Source organism: Rheinheimera baltica (assembly GCF_030731985.1).
GTDB classification, from domain to species: domain Bacteria; phylum Pseudomonadota; class Gammaproteobacteria; order Enterobacterales; family Alteromonadaceae; genus Alishewanella; species Alishewanella baltica.
On sequence record NZ_JAPJDY010000001.1, the window covers coordinates 486,856 to 505,077 of the forward strand.

At 44.8% G+C, this 18,222-nt stretch carries 17 protein-coding genes; 3 read left to right on the plus strand and 14 right to left on the minus strand.

The window, feature by feature from the left end:
• Positions 1-47 precede the first annotated feature (47 nt).
• Positions 48-638 carry an arylesterase gene (locus ORJ00_RS02285; RefSeq protein WP_305973378.1) on the minus strand — a complete coding sequence of 197 codons (591 nt, stop codon included), beginning with the start codon at positions 636-638 and terminating at the stop codon, positions 48-50.
• Between ORJ00_RS02285 and ORJ00_RS02290 the strand changes: the two genes are divergently transcribed.
• Both ORJ00_RS02290 and ORJ00_RS02295 read left to right on the plus strand, forming a co-directional pair.
• Entirely contained in the window at positions 637-1,344 is a 708-nt protein-coding gene (locus ORJ00_RS02290) for an ABC transporter ATP-binding protein (RefSeq protein WP_305973376.1), read from the plus strand. The two genes, ORJ00_RS02285 and ORJ00_RS02290, sit on opposite strands and share 2 nt — an antisense overlap.
• A complete protein-coding gene (locus ORJ00_RS02295; RefSeq protein WP_305973374.1) occupies positions 1,334-3,820 on the plus strand; it encodes an ABC transporter permease in 2,487 nt (828 codons plus the stop codon). The genes ORJ00_RS02290 and ORJ00_RS02295 overlap by 11 nt, the downstream gene beginning before the upstream one ends.
• Before the next feature lie 19 nt (positions 3,821-3,839).
• Here ORJ00_RS02295 and ORJ00_RS02300 read toward each other — a convergent pair whose 3' ends face one another.
• The 5 genes from ORJ00_RS02300 to ORJ00_RS02320 all read right to left on the minus strand — a co-directional run bounded on the left by ORJ00_RS02300 (position 3,840) and on the right by ORJ00_RS02320 (position 7,483).
• A complete protein-coding gene (locus ORJ00_RS02300; protein WP_027670829.1) occupies positions 3,840-4,733 on the minus strand; it encodes a TIGR01777 family oxidoreductase in 894 nt (297 codons plus the stop codon).
• 44 nt (positions 4,734-4,777) lie between these two features.
• Positions 4,778-5,143, minus strand: a complete 366-nt coding sequence (gene folX / locus ORJ00_RS02305) for a dihydroneopterin triphosphate 2'-epimerase (RefSeq protein WP_305973372.1) — start codon at positions 5,141-5,143, stop codon at positions 4,778-4,780.
• A 93-nt stretch (positions 5,144-5,236) separates the two neighbouring features.
• Positions 5,237-6,547: an ATP-binding protein gene (locus ORJ00_RS02310; protein ID WP_305973370.1), complete on the minus strand. Its 1,311-nt coding sequence runs from the start codon at positions 6,545-6,547 to the stop codon at positions 5,237-5,239.
• Position 6,548: 1 nt separating this feature from the next.
• On the minus strand, positions 6,549-7,226 hold the full coding sequence (locus ORJ00_RS02315) for a response regulator transcription factor (protein WP_306138874.1): 678 nt from the start codon (positions 7,224-7,226) through the stop codon (positions 6,549-6,551).
• Complete coding sequence (locus ORJ00_RS02320) at positions 7,226-7,483, minus strand: PepSY domain-containing protein (protein ID WP_027670833.1); 258 nt, start codon at positions 7,481-7,483, stop codon at positions 7,226-7,228. Before ORJ00_RS02320 ends, ORJ00_RS02315 begins: the two co-directional genes overlap by 1 nt.
• Before the next feature lie 354 nt (positions 7,484-7,837).
• On the opposite strand from ORJ00_RS02320, the gene ORJ00_RS02325 reads away from it, so the two are divergent.
• Positions 7,838-8,152, plus strand: coding sequence for a ComEA family DNA-binding protein (locus ORJ00_RS02325; protein WP_027670834.1), 315 nt, complete (start codon positions 7,838-7,840; stop codon positions 8,150-8,152).
• Between the two features lie 27 nt (positions 8,153-8,179).
• Here ORJ00_RS02325 and ORJ00_RS02330 read toward each other — a convergent pair whose 3' ends face one another.
• The 8 genes from ORJ00_RS02330 to ORJ00_RS02365 all read right to left on the minus strand — a co-directional run bounded on the left by ORJ00_RS02330 (position 8,180) and on the right by ORJ00_RS02365 (position 18,030).
• Positions 8,180-9,400 (minus strand): EAL and HDOD domain-containing protein, encoded by a 1,221-nt coding sequence (locus ORJ00_RS02330; RefSeq protein WP_305973368.1) that lies wholly within the window; start codon positions 9,398-9,400, stop codon positions 8,180-8,182.
• A 107-nt stretch (positions 9,401-9,507) separates the two neighbouring features.
• Positions 9,508-11,019: a sodium/proline symporter PutP gene (gene putP, locus ORJ00_RS02335; protein WP_306138875.1), complete on the minus strand. Its 1,512-nt coding sequence runs from the start codon at positions 11,017-11,019 to the stop codon at positions 9,508-9,510.
• 195 nt (positions 11,020-11,214) lie between these two features.
• Positions 11,215-12,897 (minus strand): BatD family protein, encoded by a 1,683-nt coding sequence (locus ORJ00_RS02340; protein WP_306138876.1) that lies wholly within the window; start codon positions 12,895-12,897, stop codon positions 11,215-11,217.
• Entirely contained in the window at positions 12,891-14,711 is a 1,821-nt protein-coding gene (locus tag ORJ00_RS02345) for a VWA domain-containing protein (protein ID WP_306138877.1), read from the minus strand. The genes ORJ00_RS02340 and ORJ00_RS02345 overlap by 7 nt, the downstream gene beginning before the upstream one ends.
• On the minus strand, positions 14,701-15,660 hold the full coding sequence (locus ORJ00_RS02350) for a vWA domain-containing protein (RefSeq protein ID WP_305973360.1): 960 nt from the start codon (positions 15,658-15,660) through the stop codon (positions 14,701-14,703). The genes ORJ00_RS02345 and ORJ00_RS02350 overlap by 11 nt, the downstream gene beginning before the upstream one ends.
• Positions 15,653-16,138, minus strand: a complete 486-nt coding sequence (locus ORJ00_RS02355) for a DUF4381 domain-containing protein (protein WP_306125367.1) — start codon at positions 16,136-16,138, stop codon at positions 15,653-15,655. Before ORJ00_RS02355 ends, ORJ00_RS02350 begins: the two co-directional genes overlap by 8 nt.
• Complete coding sequence (locus tag ORJ00_RS02360; RefSeq protein WP_027670840.1) at positions 16,131-17,075, minus strand: DUF58 domain-containing protein; 945 nt, start codon at positions 17,073-17,075, stop codon at positions 16,131-16,133. The genes ORJ00_RS02355 and ORJ00_RS02360 overlap by 8 nt, the downstream gene beginning before the upstream one ends.
• Position 17,076: 1 nt before the next feature.
• Complete coding sequence (locus tag ORJ00_RS02365) at positions 17,077-18,030, minus strand: AAA family ATPase (protein ID WP_027670841.1); 954 nt, start codon at positions 18,028-18,030, stop codon at positions 17,077-17,079.
• Between the last annotated feature and the right edge of the window lie 192 nt (positions 18,031-18,222).

The window sequence follows — 18,222 nt, forward strand, 5'->3', positions numbered from 1 at the left end:
AATTCTGTAAATACATCTAATAACAAATTTCGGTATTTGTACTTATTTCATTCGGTTTGAAACTTTTCCAATAAATTGTACATAAAATCGCTTATAAGCGGTTGAGCATCAATGTTGGGGTGTATTCCATCTCGTAGCATCAGATCTTGATTTGTCGCAATGTTATCCATGAAGAAAGGCCATAACGTTATCTGATGTTTTTCTGCCAGTTGCGGATAAATATTACTGAACTGTTGTCCATAACGTGGTCCATAGTTTGGTGGTATGCGTATTTGCATTAGTACAGGCGTAGCTTTATGCTGTTGAACTAATGTAATTATTTCACTCAAATTTGATTTAACTGAGTTTATGGCAAAACCACGTAATCCATCGTTACCGCCAAGTTCAATCATTACTGCGTCTGGCTGGTGTTGTTCAAGCAGTGCGGGCAAACGCGCTAAGCCTCCTGCTGTTGTTTCACCACTAATGCTGGCATTGACTAACTGCCATTGTGTGCGTTGTTGAAGTAAATGAGGCCAGCCTTGCTGCTGCTTCATGCCGTAGGCGGCACTTAAGCTATCGCCGAGGATCAGTATTTTTTGTGCTGAAGCAGTCAAACTTATTAAACTGAATAATATAAAGAAGAAAATACGCATCATGAATACACCTGAAGTTCATATTAAAGCGGTTAACGTGGCTAAGAGTGTCAAAGTTACCGATGGTTCCCTAACTATCCTGCACGATATCAGCCTTACAATCAATCGTGGTGAGTCTGTTGCTATTGTTGGCGCTTCGGGCTCAGGCAAGTCAACGTTACTGAGCTTGTTGGCTGGACTTGATACGCCAACTCAAGGGGAAGTGTTTCTGGGGCAGCAGCCTTTGCATAGGTTGTCTGAGGATGAGCGTGCCGGGATCCGCGCTGCAAATGTCGGTTTTGTGTTCCAATCTTTTTTATTATTGCCCAGCTTAACTGCACTGGAAAACATTACGTTGCCGGCCGAATTAGCTGGCGTTAAAGACGCCCGCAGTCGAGGGCTCGATTTGTTGCTGCAAGTGGGACTGTCTGAGCGAGCTGATTTTTTTCCAGCACAATTATCTGGTGGCGAGCAACAACGTGTTGCTATTGCACGGGCATTTATTACCCAGCCAGCGGTCTTATTTGCTGATGAACCATCAGCAAACCTCGATGCCGCAACCGGGCAAAAAATTGAAGACTTGTTGTTTAAATTGAATGCCGAGCAAGGTACGACTCTGGTTTTAGTTACTCACAATAATGAATTAGCAGACCGCTGCCAACGCCAGTATCAGATGCAAGCCGGACGTTTTCTAGATATCAATACTCAAGGAATAGCTGATGTGGGCTAGTATTGCATGGCGTTTATTTTGGCGTGAGCTACGCCGTGGTGAATTATGGGTCATCGCCTTTGCTTTGTTTTTGGCAGTTGGCTCGGTAGTAAGTTTAAGCGGTATTACCCAGGGAGTGCAAAGCGCATTGATGCAGCGCAGTGCACAGTTTACTGCAGCTGATAAAGTGCTGCGTTCCAGTCAGCCTTTTAATATGGAGCTTATCGCACAAGCTGAGCAGTTTAATGTGCAAAGCGCAAGACAGATGCAATTTGACTCTATGCTTTTTGCCAGCGACATGATGCAGTTGGCGACGATTAAGGCGGTTGACGATGCATACCCCTTGCGTGGCACATTAGAGTTAAAACAGTCGGATAACATTAGCGTTGGCGAGCAGGCGCAACTTAGTCCAGGTTATTTGTACCTGGAAGCGCGGCTATTTGATTTGCTAAAGCTAACCGTTGGTGATTCTCTGGAGCTGGGTATGTCTAACTTCATTGTTGGCGGTGTTATTGTAAATGAACCCGATGCGCCTCTTAGTGTGTTCGGTGGTGCTCCCAGAGTCCTGATGCATATAGATGATGTCGCTGCCACACAAATTGTTCAGCCGGGTAGCCGAATTGCGTATCGCTATTTATTTGCTGGAGAGAATGCTGATTTAGCCCAGTTTGAAGCGCAGGTCGAACCGCAATTGTCAGTACATCAACGCTGGCAAAAAATGGATCGAGAGTCGGCTATTGGCAGCGCGTTGGAACGCGCAGAGCGCTTCTTGTTGCTTGCTGGCTTACTCGGTATTGTTCTGGCTGCATGCGCTGCCGCCGTAGCAGCAAGTCGTTACGCGCAACGTCATACTAAAGCAGTTGCCGTCATTAAGGCATTGGGGGCGACAACAGCACAAATCCGTCTGATTTATGGTAGTCACTTATTGTTGGTAGTGCTGTTCAGCTTGCTATGCGGGGTTATTGCAGGCCAATTGGCTGTTAGCGGGGCACAGTTAGGTATTCAGCAGTATTTAACTGATTATAGAGCTGAATTTAGTTGGCGACCGTTGTGGCTAGGCTGTTTAACCGGTCTGGTTTGTGCAACGTTATTCGCCGCCAGACCAATGTGGCGGTTGGCAAATACTGCTGCAATTGAAGTGCTTAAACAACCCGAAACGCAATTCGTGCTGGATAAGTTGCAATTAATCACCGGCGCTCTGGCGATATGGGGGTTGATGTGGTTGTTTAGTGGTGAGCTGGTATTAAGTATTGGGCTGTTTTTATTGTGTGCTGTTTTTGCGGCGTTACTAATGGTTACTGCGGCAACGTTGGTAAAGCTGACTAAGCCTGCATCTGCCGGACAAAGCAGTGCTGGTAAACTGGCGTTGGCAAATTTGCGCCGAAGGCTGTGGGCCAATAGTTTCCAACTTATTACCTTTAGCCTAGCGATATTTTTAGCTTTGTTGTTATATTTTCTTCGTGCAGAGCTCATTGGCCAGTGGCAGAGACAGATCCCGCAAGGCGCACCCAATCATTTCCTTGTTAACATTACTGAGCAGCAACGTAGCATCCTAAATGATTTTGCTCAAACCCATCAGATAACATTGGATAAGTATTATCCTGTGGTGCGTGGTCGTCTGTTGTCGATTAATGATGAAAAGTTACAGCAGGAAAGTTCAAAAGAAGACCGAAGTGAACAACGCGTTGGTATTGGCCGGGAATTAAACTTAACGTGGTTGGCGGCACTCCCTGAAAATAATCAAGTAACGTCAGGTAGTTGGTTTAGTGCCGATGCGCAAGCACAGGTATCAATTGAGTCTGAGTTAGCACAGCGACTAGATATATCGCTTGGTGATAACCTGGCTTTTTCTATTGGCGGTCAGCAACTGAGCGCGTCAGTAAGTAGCATACGTAAAGTAGATTGGAATAGCCTGCAGCCTAACTTCTATATGATATTAAGCCCTGATTTACTTGCAGAGTTTCCTGCAACCTATATTACGGCTTTTTACCTTGAAGCGGGTAGAGAGCAATTGCTGAATCAATTAGCAAGGTTAATGCCTACCGTTACCGTTATCAGTGTGGACAACATTATTAAGCAGGTAAATGGCATTATCGATCAGGTTACTATCGCGTTAAGTTTTATCTTGGTGATTATTTGCTTCGCAGCGGGTCTGGTGTTGGTCGCGCAGGTACAGGCAACCTTAGAGCAACGTGAACAAGAGCTGGCTATTCTGCGAACATTAGGTGCACGCTACGCATTTTTACGAAATGCGCTTGTATTAGAGTTTGCTATGTTAGGCGCAATGGCGGGTGTTTTTGCTACGGTGTTAGCAGAAGCTATGCTACTTATTGTACAACAGCGTGTGTTTAACTTGCCCTTTACATTGCATTATACCTTGTGGTGGCTCGGGCCTTTGCTAGGTGTCATATTGGTAACAACATTGGGGTGGTGGCAACTAAAACGCTTACTGCGGATCCCCGGAGCTCAGTTAATGCGTCGCGTGCTGCAAGGTTAATTTACTGCGCAAGAGCTGCTTATTTAAGCAGCTCTTGCAATGCCGGTGTTAAGGTTGGGAATGTAAACTCAAAACCAGCTTTGCTCAGGTTTGCTGGTATTACCCGTTGGCCCGTTAACAATAAATCGGCCATTTCTCCCATGGCGAATTTTAATATAATGGCTGGCATGGGTAACAATGTTGGGCGGTGTAATACCTCTGCTAGCGACTGACTAAATGCGCTGTTAGTTACCGGAGTAGGGGCGGTGGCATTAAATGTGCCTTGTAAAGTTGGATGGAGTAATAAAAAATCGATTAATCGCAACATATCCCGCATATGGATCCACGACATATATTGCTCACCACTACCGATACGACCGCCTAAACCCAATTTAAATGCCGGTAACATTTTGCTCAGTGCACCTCCTGCTTTAGCCAGCACTATACCTGTGCGAAGAATACATACACGAGTTGATGGGCTTTCGGCTTCCAAAGCAAGCGTTTCCCAACGCTGGCAGAGTTGATGCGCAAAATCATTATGATAGTGGCTGTAGTCTTCGGAAATACATTGGGACTGTTGTGCACCATATACCCCAATGGCTGAGCCGCTGATAAGCAGTTTGGGAGGCTTGGAGGCAGCTTTAATTGCTAACACAATTTGTTCAGTACAATGCCAGCGACTATTGCATAACACCAATTTTTGCGCAGCAGTCCAACGTTTACCCACGATAGGTTCGCCCGCTAGATTTACCACCACATCAACAGTGTTGAAATCGACATCAGTCAGCGTCGAAATAACTTTAACATTAGTCCCCAAACGGCGTTGAGCCTTTTCAGCTGATCGGGATAACACCGTAAGTTTGTGCTGCTGTTGCCATTGCGCTACCAGAGCGCTGCCAATAAGGCCTGTACCACCGGTAAGTAATATGTGCATAGTGCTCAGTGCGGTTTACCACTAACGTGGGTTAAGTATAGAAGTTATTTATTAACTGACAGTGTTAACGATACGGAATCAGCAAATCGTAAGGCATGGGGTTTATCAATTTCTACTTCAGCATAGCGTACCGATGCATGTTCAGAGGCAATAGCGAGTACATCAGCGGTTAACTTTTCTAATAAAGAAAAACGTTGCTGTTCTACTAAAGCGATGATTTTTTTTGTGATAGTGCGGTAGTTCAATGCGTTTTCCATGTTGTCACTATTAGCAGCGTCTGCAGCGCTATAATGTATTTTGGCGTTAATGACAACATCCTGTTTATTGTTAATTTCGTCGTCTTTAATACCAATATAGGTGCGTAAACGCAGGTTTTTAATTTGTATAATTGCTGGGTTATTCAGTTCCATGTATCTCATTCCACTTAGGTTTACTGCTAGGGGTTAATGCTACGTAGACTTTACGCTGGGTTCCGATGTTTCGATCAGCGCACTTTATTGGATTTAGCTAAAGCGGAGACTAAATCGTGCCCCACCTAATTCACTGTCATCAAGTGCAATATTGCCGGAATAAGACGATACCAGTTCAGCCACTATTGCTAAACCTACGCCATGGCCCTCGTGATAAGTATCTAGCCGGGTACCCCGAACAAAGAGTTGTTGTCGCTTATCTACAGGTACACCAGGTCCATCATCTTCAATACACAATACTAAGTCTGGCAGCTGGTTAATAGTAACAGAGACTTGATGACGACAGGCTTTACAGGCGTTATCCAATAAATTGCCCAGTATTTCCATTAAGTCTGTCTCATCACCGCGAAATACACTGTTCTCGGGGCAGTTAAGCTCAATCTGAATATTCTTATCCCGATAAATTTTTGTTAAAGCTGAAACCAGTTTGTCAAGCAACGGCTTAATCGCAATCTGTTTTTTCCAAACGTCTTGCCCTGAACTGGCCGCTCGTTTTAATTGATGTTCTATCATTGAGGTTATACGGTCGAGTTGTTCTTTTAACTCAGGTTGCTGACTCAGTACTGAGGTTTGCAATACCGCTACCGGCGTTTTTAACGCGTGAGCAAGATCACTTAAATGATGCCTATATCGTTGTTTTTGCCTATTTTGGTTCGCAAGAAGTAAATTAAGATCTTCTTTTATCATGGACAATTCAGCCGGATATTTGCCAATAAGTTTTTCCTGCCCCCCGGTTTCCACCTTGCGGATCTCATGGTCAAGCTGAGATAGGGGTTTTGTTGTCCAATAGTAAGCCAATACCATCAACAGCAGTAACACAAACCCAATACCGAAAAACCACTGAATTAATGTTGTTCTGAATGTCAATTGAGGGGCGATAAGGCGTTTATTGGTTTGTACAACATGGACTGTCAGCGGTCTGGTGTAGTCTTCTGCATCAAACAGCAGTGAGATGGATAGCACCCAGAATGTATCGCCGTGTTGCTGTACTGATTGAAATAAATGCTCTCCCGGCGGCAGCGCTTCAATAGGAGGGGAAAACTCTTGATTGAGCGAAGAGTCCGATTGCCACACAGTGCTTTGCTCATGAGTAATGTAGGCACTTAGTCCTGAGTCTGGTCGATAAAAGTCTGGTGCTAATGCGTTGTTTTGCAGTTCAACTTTGTCCTCTGATACGCCAAGCTCAGATAATATTGCGTATAAGTGTACTTCAAGTTTCTGCTCAGTACTGGTCAGTAGTTGTGTGTAAAATGCTCGGTCTATGGCAATAAAAGAACTAGGCAGCAAGAAAAGTAGCAAAAATACACTTACCAGAAGCTGCCGCAGTTTTAGCGAAAGTGACATATCAAGCTACGTTCATGGTAAAGCGGTAGCCTCTTCCGCGAAGTGTCTCAATAGGCTTATGTTCACCCTCAGGATCTAACTTTTTACGTAAGCGTAATACAAACACTTCGATCACATTACTGTCTAAATCAAAATCTTGATCATAGATATGCTCTGTTAACTCTGTTTTAGAGATCACTTTGTTTGGATTAAGCATAAAGTACTCCAGTACTTTATACTCGTATGCCGTAAGGCTGACCTCATTTTCAGCTAGCCAAACTTGTTGCGTACGGCTATTTAACGCTATCGGACCTGCCGATAATGTCGGTTCCGGCTGTCCGGCAGCCCTTCTGATCAGAGCGTTGCAACGAGCCAATAACTCTTCAGTATGGAATGGCTTGGTAAGATAATCATCTGCTCCAGCATCAAGCCCTTCAACTTTTTCTTGCCAGCTACCGCGTGCTGTTAACACGATAATAGGCGTTTTTAACGATTTTTGTCGGACTTTACGAATGAGTTCCAAACCATCCATCTTAGGCAAACCAATATCAATAATGGCTAAATCATAAGGATACTCGGATAATTTAAACCAACCTTCTTCACCGTCTGCGGCCACGTCAACACTAAATTGTTGCTGCTGTAACTGTTCTTTAATCTGCTGCGCTAGCAGGCTTTCATCTTCCACTACAAGTAGACGCATTAATTCCCATCCTTTTTAACCCGGCCTGATTGACCGTCCACCAATACGGTAACTACGCGACCATCGGCCTGTAACACTCTAATTCTGTAACTTTTCTGCTCTGCCCGCACCTTAACAACTTTACCCGGAAAGTACTGTTGAGCTAGCGCAACCGCTTGCTCTCGGTTCACCTGGGCCTTCTCGGCTGCTACAGATATTTGAGGTACTGTAGTCAGTATTAATGTCAGTGTGAGCAGAATAAATAGGGTTCGAAACATTGTTCTCTCCATCTGAAGTAGTGTTACTTTACCGAACTATTCAATCAGCAGCAATTATCTTAGCTGTTGTATATCAGCACCTTGTAGCGACCTTCTCATTGTCTGCATGTTCTTTACATTGGAGAAGAATAGGCGGCTTTTACTTAATTAGCGCTGAACACAAAAATAAAGGCAATAAATAAAGTTGCAAATATATTGCAAATGTAAAAATATTGACTAATTTAAATTAGTTGGCAGTGAATTCTCTCCAATACTTGTTGTTTAGTTTGCCTGTGTGGTAACAAGCCAACCCGCAAAAGGCAAGTGTGGTTTTAGTGGTCATCAGGGAAAGAGAGCAATAAAAAGGAAAATATCATGAAGAGATTACAGTTCGCATTAGTGATGACGGCGTTAGTTTTCACTGTGAATGTATGCGCAGCACAAACAGAAGCCCCGGCGCAAATAACCAAATCAAGCGCTTCGTCTCATAATGTACAGAAAGTTCAGGTCAATAAAGCGACGTTAGAGCAACTGGAAGCTATTCCTGGTCTTGGAAAAAAGAAAGCGCAAGCCGTTATCGATTACATTGCCAGTAATGGCAGTATAAAGAATCAGGCGCAACTTACTGAAGTAAAAGGCATTGGTGACAAGCTCGCCGCAAAAATAAGTCCGTATTTAAGCTTTAATTAGGCTAATTTTTGTATAAAGCCCTGGCAATTAATCGCCGAGGGCTTTCATTTGCTCATTGGCCCATTGTACCGCTGTATGGTATGCGTCTGGTACTTTTTCGTTGGGTAATTGCAAGGCAACAATGGCCTGATTGGCTTCTTTCCAATGTGCCGATTCATAGTGTTTAATCAGCGAAATATAGTCAGCTAATAAACCTTGGTTCTCTACCAGCGCGTCTTTAATCTCTTTGGCTAACGGCAATTTACTCATTACACTTTCAATGGGTTCATCCAAAATAGCATCCATTAAAGACATTAGTCCGGTAAGAAACGCCTTGGCAGTGTCAACTTTTCCGTGGAGTTGGGCCAGACCTTCGGCAAACCGTGCCCGTGTCATTGAAAGCCGCATAAGTTCTGCAGGTTTATCGCTACTGATTTGCGCCGTAAACAGTAATGACAAAAACTTTTTCAGTTCAGCTTGCCCCAAAACCACCAAGGCTTGTTTAATGGTTTCGATTTCTGCGCGGCGCTTAAATATTGCTGAGTTGCTGTAGCGAAGCAGTTTGTAAGATAAATGCACATCACGCTGAAATACGTCTGTGATTTTGTTAAGATCCATTTCTGCTTTAGAGGTTTCGTAAAGTAATTCTGCTAATGTCATTTGAGCCGGGGATAAGGCTTTACTTTGCATCATCTCTGGCTTGGAAAAGAAATAGCCTTGAAAGTAGCTAAACCCCATATCCATTGCCAACTGGAATTCTTCGTTTGTTTCTACTTTTTCTGCTAGTAACTTTATATGAGGAAAGTTTTCGATTGCTTGTTTAATTTCACTGATGGTGTCTGTTGACGTAGAGCGAAAGTCGATTTTTATGATATCAATGTGCGGGTAAAAATGACGCCAAACGGGCTGATGAATATAATCATCCAGAGCGATTACGTAACCTTGTTCCTTCAGATCCTGACATTCAGCTAATAGCCTTTTTCCTGGCTGCACTGTTTCCAGTATTTCCACAACTATCTGATCTTTAGGTAACATGCTCGGGTATTTTTTAATTAATGTATCTAAAGTGAAATTAATAAAACCAGGTTTATCACCAAGAAAATCGTCCAGGCCGTAACTTAATTGGCTACCTTCAACAATACGTGATGTTGCTTCATCACCATCAATGTCTGGAAAAGCATTTTCCAGCCCATCACGAAACAGCAGCTCATAGGCATACAGTTCTTTGTTGCGGTCAAGTATTGGTTGTCGTGCGGCATAAAAATACATAGATGTTCTATCTCGACATGAACACTAAAGTGATAATTTAGCAAAAAAATGAAAGCGGGGCATATAATTTTTGTCAGCCCCGCTAAATCTTTGCTGATATGGTTAAATTATGTACGTTGTAGTTCTGTTTTCATTTGTTCAAACAGGCTGGTCACATTTTCTGACGGTGCTTTTGTCAGTTTACTTACCGCAACGATACAGAAGCTACTTACAAGCACACCAGGTAGAATTTCATATACCAAACTACTAAGCGTTGCGTTGTTTTCTAATATTGGTGCATAAATCCAGAACAGTACCGTTGCTGCGCCACTAATAATACCAGCTAACGCGCCGCTAAACGTCATACGTTTCCAATATAAGCTAAACACAACAAGTGGGCCAAATGCCGCACCAAAACCGGCCCACGCATTGCTCACCAGTGTTAAAATAGAACTGTCTCTGTCATAGGCCAGATAAATGGCAATCAAAGCTACAATTAATACGGATACTCGGCCAACTAACACCAATTGTTGCTGTGAGGCATCACGTTTAACAAAGGTTTTGTAAAAATCTTCAGTCAGTGAACTGGACGTTACCAATAGCTGAGACGAAATAGTGCTCATAATTGCGGCCAAAATGGCCGCTAACAAAAAGCCCGAAATAAGCGGGTGAAATAGAAACTGGGAAAAAATAATAAAAATGGTTTCAGGATCATCTAATGTCATCTTGGTGTTTGCTACATAGGCAATGCCCACCAGGCCAGTCATTACCGCACCTAGCAATGTAACCAGCATCCAGCTCATACCGATTCGGCGTGCGGCTTTAATATCTTTAACAGAACGAATTGCCATAAACCTCACAATGATGTGTGGTTGGCCAAAATAACCAAAGCCCCAGGACAGTAACGAAATAATGCCTAATACAGACAATGCTTTGCCAGTACTTGCGTCGACAAAGGGATCGAGAAATGTAGGATTAATGTCCTGAACCTGAGTCATCACTGCGCTAAAACCACCTAAATGATCCAGTGCTACCACCGGTACCAGTATAAGTGAAACAAACATAATGCAACCTTGGACAAAGTCGGTAATACTTACCGCCATAAAACCGCCAAACAAGGTATAAGCGACAACGACACCTGCCGTAACATAAAGCCCTAATTCATAGCTTAGGCCAAAAGAGCTCTCAAATAGTTTGCCGCCTGCAACAACGCCTGAGGACGTATATAGGGTAAAAAACAGCACAATAACAACAGATGATACGATTCGTAGAATGCGAGTGTTGTCTGCAAAACGGTTTTCAAAGTAATCAGGAATAGTAATAGAGTCGTTGGCGACTTCGGTATACACACGTAATCTTGGCGCAACAATCAAATAATTTATCAAAGCCCCCGCTAACAAGCCTACGGCAATCCAGCCGCTACTTACACCAGATAAATACATTGCACCCGGTACACCCATCAACATCCAACCACTCATATCTGACGCACCGGCGGAAAGCGCGGTTACGGCAGGCCCCATTTTTCGGCCGCCTAGCATATAGCCTGATACATCGCTAGTTGAGGTTTTATAACCATACAAACCAATAGCCAGCATCACAATAAAGTACAATGCTAATGAGATAATTGTGCCTGTTTCCAAAACAGATTCTCCTTTTGACAGCTGCTAAGCTTTGGTTAACACGGGCTAACCAAAACTCAGTTAAAAAAATACCCGATACGGGATCAGGCTTTCAGTGAAGCTTCATGCTAACAAGATGTCTGCCTGCTTACCAGCGTTAAGCGGTCGGCAGGCAAAGTATATGGGCATCAAAAGTATCAACTCTCGGCGGTATACTCACTGCGGGTATAACGTTGACAGAGTGTTCGTTTCACTCGGTGAACCGGCGTTTGCAATGTAGTCCTGCCAGGCTTGCCATAGGGCTTCACCTTGCCATTCAGATTTGTCACCACTGTAAAGTACTTTGTTTAACTGGGCAAAATGGGGCGTCAGTGTTGCAGAGTTAATAACTTTACTTAATTCTGAAAGAGACTGGCATCGGGTATCAAGTTGTTGATGACCAAAGCGAAGTAGTGCTGTTTTAGCCAACTGCGGATTGCCTTGCTGACAAGCACGTTTAAGATCTGAGCTATTAAATGCAACACGGTTCTGTAGTTGTGATTTGGTCACTTTGGGAGGTTGAAGCTGGCGCTGTATGTACAGCACAAACAGACTCACTAACCAAAGTGAAAAGAGTACGCTGCTAAGGTAGTTCCACTGCCATGGTGATACAGAAGCAGTTGGCGTTATCAAAGAGGGATTTAAAGATGGACTTGAATTTTCGCCTGGTGCTAATGCTGGTTGTGATGGAACAACAGCACTAGCGGGACTAGCTGGCGTGCCAATCACTTTTAGCTTACGTGCTGGCAGGGTAGCGAAATTGAGCTCATCGGTCTGACTGTTCCACCATGGCAATTTAATCTCTGGCAGTTCTAGTTCACCCGCTTTGTTGGCAATAACAGCAGTAGTAAATACCTTCTGAGCTACAATACGGCCATTGCGCTCTGCGCTTTTTGCCTGCGGTTGTTCTTGATACAGCTTAATACCGTCTGGAAAGCCTTGCTGAAGTTCTGGTAACTGGTTTTCGGCTACATCGACGGCAGAGATCGTGATAATGCGGGTTACCGGTTCACCTTGTTTTAGTTCATCAAGATCTGGCACCCATTCTTCCGTCAACGTTACCAAACCAGCAATTAACCAGTCGCCAGGGAAGTTATCGGGCAATGGACTTATTGTTACATCAATCGGTTGAGCCTGCTGGCTAACTCTTTTAGCGCGCGCATAGTAGTTATATCGGGCATTGTCTCTGTCAATCAAGTCGCCAACAAAGGTGGGGGGCTCTATAGTAAAATTACCACTGTGCTGAGGTTTAATTGCATAACGCCGGGTGAAAGTACGATAGCGAATACCATTTACTAACTCGCTACCGTCAACATCCTGGCCAAGCTCTGCAATGGAAGCGCCGTCTAACTTTGGTGCTGATAGCGAGCCTCGTTGCAAATCGCCATTGTAATAAATTCTTACTTGATAGTAGCTAAGCTGTTGAATATAAAGCTTGTCATTAGAAATGCTTGCTTCTAAAAATAATTCAGGTGTCGTGTTCGATGGTGTGCTGGCTGCGGCATCGAGCACGGTTAAATTGATAGGCTCGGAGCTTGCACCCCGAAGGGTAAAGGCCGGTATTGTGATGTCGCCACTGGTTTTGGGTTGTAATACCACGCGCCAGATTGTACTTTGGCTTTTTTGACCATTTATATCCATTTTGTTACTGCTAACTGATGGCAGCATTACCGTAAAATCTCGCTCCAGTGCTCTAAAACTAAGGGCATCAGCGGCAACAGCATCGTCAGCAATAATCTGGAGTGTCAGAGCTTCGTTCTGTAAAACAGGGTTTTTATCTACACTGGCGCTAAGTGTCGTCAGCGCTTGTAAGGGCAAACTCAACAACAGGATTATTGTCAGTAGTGCACGTTTTACCATTGCTCATCAACTCCTTTGGGCAAACGCTGTTGTTGCCGCTTCAAATACTCCTGATACATTTTACTGCGCAGTAACAGGGCAGGGTCATCTTGTACTTTGCGCAGTAAACTATCCAATTGTTGTTGTTCTTCAACAGATGCATTGGGCCACGCTTCATGGACGGCTTTTAAATGTTCATCCGGCGCGGTTTCATCTATGTTTTTATCCGATTCATTTGCTGCTTGTTCTTCAGCAGTTTGCTGTTCTGTATTCTGCTTAGATTCAGCTGTTTCAGCGGATGTTTGATCTTGTTCAGATGGTTGCTGCTCTGATGAATTATTGGCCTCATTTTCGCTACCGGCATCTTTTTCACTTTGAGACTCGCTGTCGGATTGTTGTTCGTCGCCTTCAGATTGCTGGTTTTCACCCTGTTGTTTGTTTTGTTGCTGCTGTTCTTGCTGCTGTTGCAGTAATTGCTGCATCAGTTCGGCATTTTGCTTTGCCGGAGCAAACGTATTGTCGAGTTGTTGCGCCTGTTGGTAAGCGTCTAAAGCTTCTTTGTAACGTTGTTGCTGCGCCAGACTATTACCCAAATTGTGCAGTGCATCTACTGACGGATTAAGCTCTAATGCGCGCTTAAAATCGCGCTCTGCTGAAACATAATCTCCTTTGCGATACGCGGCGTTACCTTGCCATAAGGGGTCTGTAAATTTTTCTGCGGCAGCGCTAAAGTCGCCTTCACGGTAATCTTGTTGCGCTTGTTGATCTTTTGTTTGCCAAAGATCTCGCCACTCTACTGCATTGGCAGGGTGCGGCAGCAACATCAATACACTAATGGTCAATAAACTGCTGTATTTTTGGTTAAGCAGTACTAAGGGTAGCAACAACCAGACTAAATAAATGGCGTTATCATGCCATTGGTCGCCCTGAATTTGACGTTGCTTGTCTGCCTCATCAAGTGCGATTAGAGGCGGTAGTTGCAGCAATTGTTCTGCGCTATCGTCGTTAGTAGTTGCCTGCACATAGATACCACCACTACTTTTGGCCAGCACGGCCAGCTGTGCTTGTGGCAGTTTAGGGATCACAACTGCACCAGTAGCACTTTTTAGCAGCGTGCTGTTTTTCAATTTTACCGGGGCGCCTTCCACAGTACCAAATCCGACAATTGACAGTCTGTGTGGCCAGTTATTAATGACGTCTTGAATGTCCCTGTAACTGTTATCGTCAAAACCATCGGTCATAACAATCACGTCACCCTTTGGATAACCCGCTTGCTTTAGCAATTGATCAGCTTGTTGCAACGCCGCCAGCATATTTGAACCCTGAACCGGCATAATCTCAGGTGCTAAATCTGAAATAAGTAAGCGAATGTTATTTGGATCTGCCGTAAGCGGAGTAATAATAAAGGTGTCACCGGCAAAGGTGAGTAGTGCAATTTCACCTTCGCTGGCCTGGGCGACGAAATCTAATGCAGCAAACTGCATTTGCGTTAATCTGTCCGGTGCCATGTCTGTGGCGCGCATTGACATCGACATATCTAACACCAATACAGTGGCTTTTTTTAATGCAAACGCAGGTTGCGGCAATTTTTGCCAGCTGGGACCCGCAAGTGCAAGCGCTGTTACCAACCAGCAGATCAGAACTAACGGTAACGCGAGCGGCTGTTTTCTCAGCAGTCGCTGTCCACCCAGCAAAGCATTGTGTAAATGAGGTGCAATTAAATGATGCCATGGGCTTTGTTCGCGACGGTAAAAATACAGCATAAAAGCAAATGCCAAGGCCGGTATTACTGCGCATAGCCACAGGGGGCGTAGAAAATGAAAATCACTCAGCATGTTTAAAGGCTCCGCGCCAATCAATGCTGCGTAACGCGAGCAAGAACGACAACAATAATGCCAAAGCCAACGGCCAATGTAGCAAGCTTGTTTGTGGTCGGTACGTTACGCTATCGCGCTCTATAGGTTCTAATTGGTCAATTAACTTATAAATTGCATTAAGTTCGTTAAGGTCGCGCGCCCTAAAATAGCGACCGCCAGTTTCTTCAGCCAGATGTGTTAACAAACGCTCATCCAAATCCTGCGAATTGGTCATTTGTTCTGCACCAACGCCGACAGTATGAATTTTAACCCCTGCAGCTTTGGCCAACTGGAGTGCTTCCAGTGGTTGAATGTTGCCAGCCGTGTTGGCACCGTCACTTAATAGGATGAGTACTTTGTTCGAGCTATCGTAGGTGTTTAGCCTTTTAACGGCCAAACCAACGGCTTCGCCGATTGCAGTGCGACTTCCAACCAAACGTAGCACGCTTTCATCGAGCATTTTCTGAACCGTAACTAAATCAAACGTTAGGGGTGTTTGTTGATAAGCGGCATCGGCAAATAAAATCAAACCGATGCGATCACCCTGACGGCGCTTGATAAAATCGCTAATCACAATTTTTACGGCATCTAGTCGTTCCAGGCGCTGACCTTGATAGCGCATATCGGCTATTTCCATTGAACCGGATAAATCCAGCGCCAGCATTAGGTCCCGGCCTTGTTGCGGTAACGTTATAGGTTCACCCAACCAGCGAGGCTGCGTGGCGGACAAAACCAGCATTAACCAGACGGAGAGTGCCAGAATTGAGCGTAGAGTAAAGCCGCGATACTCAGTTTGTGGCGAGGTTGTTGCTAGTTTAGCCAGTGCGGGTAAGGTTAAAGTGGCTTCCGACGTTGCGCGCCGTTTTAGCCGCAGCAATAGCGGTAAAAACACCAGAAATGCCAACCAGGGATAACCAAATTCAAGCATTACTGGTCTCCTTTTGTGGTGTTACTAGTGGGGCGTTAGCGTTGTAGTGTGTTAGCCAAACTTTGGCAAACTGATAAAACTGCTCAGTGCCAGCCCTGTCGGTGCCAGCTTGATACAATAAACGCGTTAAGTCGGGTAGTGGCATGTCTTGCTGTGCCGCCAACCATTGCTGCCATTGTTTGCTGTTCAAGCTAAGTGCCGGATGCGCAGGTTGATAATGCACTAATACGCGTTTAATTAGCTGATTGAACATTGATGCGGCATTTTTTTCAACGCTGGCTTGTTCTAAAAGCTGCAATGCTTGTCGTTTAGCGGCGTAAAAACGCCAGCGTTGGTAAAATCGAAGCGCGACGTAAAATAAGCCTGTTATTAGTACCAGACTTAGCAACCACCATATTGGCGTAAACGCAAAGCCTAACGCTAGCGGTGGCTCGCTAATATCGGCTAATTGTGACAAAGGAGAATGTGTTTCAGCCATGCCAGGTTCTCTCTAGTTGGCTTAAAACCGGTTCAGCAGCATTCACGGCTAACCACTTACATCCAAGTTGGCTAAGGTGCTGCTTTAACTGTTGTTGCATTTGCAGTTGCTGCTGCGCATAGCGCTGCTTTAACGCTGTATTGCCAAGCTCAATAAAGCCTTTACGCTGGCCATCACTGATGGCGGCAATGCCATGGCTATTTGCTGGCAGCATTAATTCAAGCGGGTCCGTTAGGGTGCAACAGTTAACCTCGTTATGCTGACGCATGGCCCGAATATGCCTTAAACCGTCTTCGTTAAAATCGCTAAAATCAGACAATATATGTACCAGACTGCCAGGTCTTACCAAGCGTCTTAATTGGCTAAGTGCTTCGTTAAGGTTGAGGCCTTTATCTCCAGACTGTGCTTCATGCACTTGCGTCAAGGCATGAAAATAACGCAACACACCATGGCTTCTGCTTTGTGGTTTTAGCTCGATATGTTGATGTTGGCTAAATACCAAACCACCCAACTTGTCACCACGATGCTTAACATGCCAGGCTATGACCGCTGCTAAATGCGCCGCCTGTACTGATTTAAATAATAAACCAGAGCCAAAACGCATATTGGAACCAAGATCGGTAAGAATAAATACCGGCCGTTCTTTTTCTTCACGAAACAATTTGGTGTGCACCTTGCCCGTGCGGGCGGTGACACGCCAGTCGATGGTGCGCACATCATCACCGTTTTGGTAATGGCGCACCTCATCAAACTCCATGCCACGGCCTTTTGTCTTTGCCAGGTAGGTGCCGGCTAGCTTGTTGTGGATAGCAACGCCGGGGGTTAAATCCAATACCTTAGTATAACGTTGGTACCACAGCAGTTCAGCCAGCCCGAGCGCTGAGCCATTGGTGCCATTTTGTTCCAGCCACTGCTGGGGGGTTAACGTCTGGCTCATATCAGGCAGAAGGTACCAAACGTAGAATTTCTGTTAGCACATCATCGGTGCTAATGCCCTCTGCTTCAGCAGCATAAGTTAAGATTAAGCGGTGACGCAGAGCATTGTGAAACACAGCATGAATATCATCGGGCGTAACAAAATCTCTGCCTGCTAACCAGGCTTTAGCACGGGCACAGCGTTCTACCGCAATAGTGGCACGGGGGCTTGCACCGTAACCAATCCAGCTGGCCAGTTTGTCGCTATACGCCTTGGCATTTCGGGTGGCCATTACAAGCTGCACGATATAGTGTTCGAGCGTGTCTGCCAGGTGCAGCTGCAATATCGCTTTTCGGGCGGCGAAGATATCAGCTTGACTAATAGGTGATACACTCGTCGTGGTGCCGGCAAGTGCTTCACCACGTGTTAGCTTCAATATAGCCAGCTCTGTTTCTGCGTCAGGATAATCCACTTTCAGGTGCAGCAAAAACCGGTCGAGTTGCGCTTCTGGTAGCGGGTAAGTACCCTCTTGCTCTAAGGGGTTTTGTGTTGCCATTACCAAAAATAATTCTGGCAGGGCATAGGTGTTTCGCCCTACAGTAACTTGTTTTTCTGCCATCGCTTCAAGCAAGGCTGACTGCACTTTGGCTGGAGCTCGGTTAATTTCATCAGCCAAAATAATATGGTGAAATAACGGGCCGCTTTGAAACTCAAACTTGCCGGTTTCCGGACGATAAATGTCGGTACCAGTTAAGTCGGCGGGTAACAAATCCGGGGTAAATTGAATGCGGTGAAATTGCCCCTCTACGCCATGTGCCAGCGCATTAACCGCACGGGTTTTGGCCAAGCCCGGAGGCCCTTCTACCAGTAAGTGACCGTTTGCCAACAGCGCGAGAAGTATGCCTTCTGTAAGTTCGGATTGACCTAATACCTGGCTATCTAGATAGGCTTTTAAACCAGAAAATGCATTCACCATAATGTTATCAGTCTTAATTAGTTGGTTTCATTGATTGTTTTATAACCACAAGCCTGTAAAACAAGCTAGGCTATGACGTTATATCTTAAATAAGGTTCCGTTTGCATTAAAACAAGTGTTTTAATTTTTAACGACTGTCGTTACAATCGACTGATACCATACAGGTCAGACCTGTGATGCTGATAACAAGAG

What these genes read in the sequence shown, in the direction of transcription:
- ORJ00_RS02345 (WP_306138877.1), bottom strand. Translation starts at nt 14,711, where the DNA reads ATGCTGAGTGATTTTCATTTTCTACGCCCCCTGTGGCTATGCGCAGTA.
- ORJ00_RS02300 (WP_027670829.1), bottom strand. Translation starts at nt 4,733, where the DNA reads ATGCACATATTACTTACCGGTGGTACAGGCCTTATTGGCAGCGCTCTG.
- ORJ00_RS02365 (WP_027670841.1), bottom strand. Translation starts at nt 18,030, where the DNA reads ATGGTGAATGCATTTTCTGGTTTAAAAGCCTATCTAGATAGCCAGGTA.
- ORJ00_RS02350 (WP_305973360.1), bottom strand. Translation starts at nt 15,660, where the DNA reads ATGCTTGAATTTGGTTATCCCTGGTTGGCATTTCTGGTGTTTTTACCG.
- ORJ00_RS02315 (WP_306138874.1), bottom strand. Translation starts at nt 7,226, where the DNA reads ATGCGTCTACTTGTAGTGGAAGATGAAAGCCTGCTAGCGCAGCAGATT.
- ORJ00_RS02360 (WP_027670840.1), bottom strand. Translation starts at nt 17,075, where the DNA reads ATGAGCCAGACGTTAACCCCCCAGCAGTGGCTGGAACAAAATGGCACC.
- ORJ00_RS02320 (WP_027670833.1), bottom strand. Translation starts at nt 7,483, where the DNA reads ATGTTTCGAACCCTATTTATTCTGCTCACACTGACATTAATACTGACT.
- ORJ00_RS02310 (WP_305973370.1), bottom strand. Translation starts at nt 6,547, where the DNA reads ATGTCACTTTCGCTAAAACTGCGGCAGCTTCTGGTAAGTGTATTTTTG.
- ORJ00_RS02330 (WP_305973368.1), bottom strand. Translation starts at nt 9,400, where the DNA reads ATGTATTTTTATGCCGCACGACAACCAATACTTGACCGCAACAAAGAA.
- ORJ00_RS02325 (WP_027670834.1), top strand. Translation starts at nt 7,838, where the DNA reads ATGAAGAGATTACAGTTCGCATTAGTGATGACGGCGTTAGTTTTCACT.
- ORJ00_RS02285 (WP_305973378.1), bottom strand. Translation starts at nt 638, where the DNA reads ATGATGCGTATTTTCTTCTTTATATTATTCAGTTTAATAAGTTTGACT.
- ORJ00_RS02340 (WP_306138876.1), bottom strand. Translation starts at nt 12,897, where the DNA reads ATGGTAAAACGTGCACTACTGACAATAATCCTGTTGTTGAGTTTGCCC.
- folX (WP_305973372.1), bottom strand. Translation starts at nt 5,143, where the DNA reads ATGGAACTGAATAACCCAGCAATTATACAAATTAAAAACCTGCGTTTA.
- ORJ00_RS02355 (WP_306125367.1), bottom strand. Translation starts at nt 16,138, where the DNA reads ATGGCTGAAACACATTCTCCTTTGTCACAATTAGCCGATATTAGCGAG.
- ORJ00_RS02290 (WP_305973376.1), top strand. Translation starts at nt 637, where the DNA reads ATGAATACACCTGAAGTTCATATTAAAGCGGTTAACGTGGCTAAGAGT.
- ORJ00_RS02295 (WP_305973374.1), top strand. Translation starts at nt 1,334, where the DNA reads ATGTGGGCTAGTATTGCATGGCGTTTATTTTGGCGTGAGCTACGCCGT.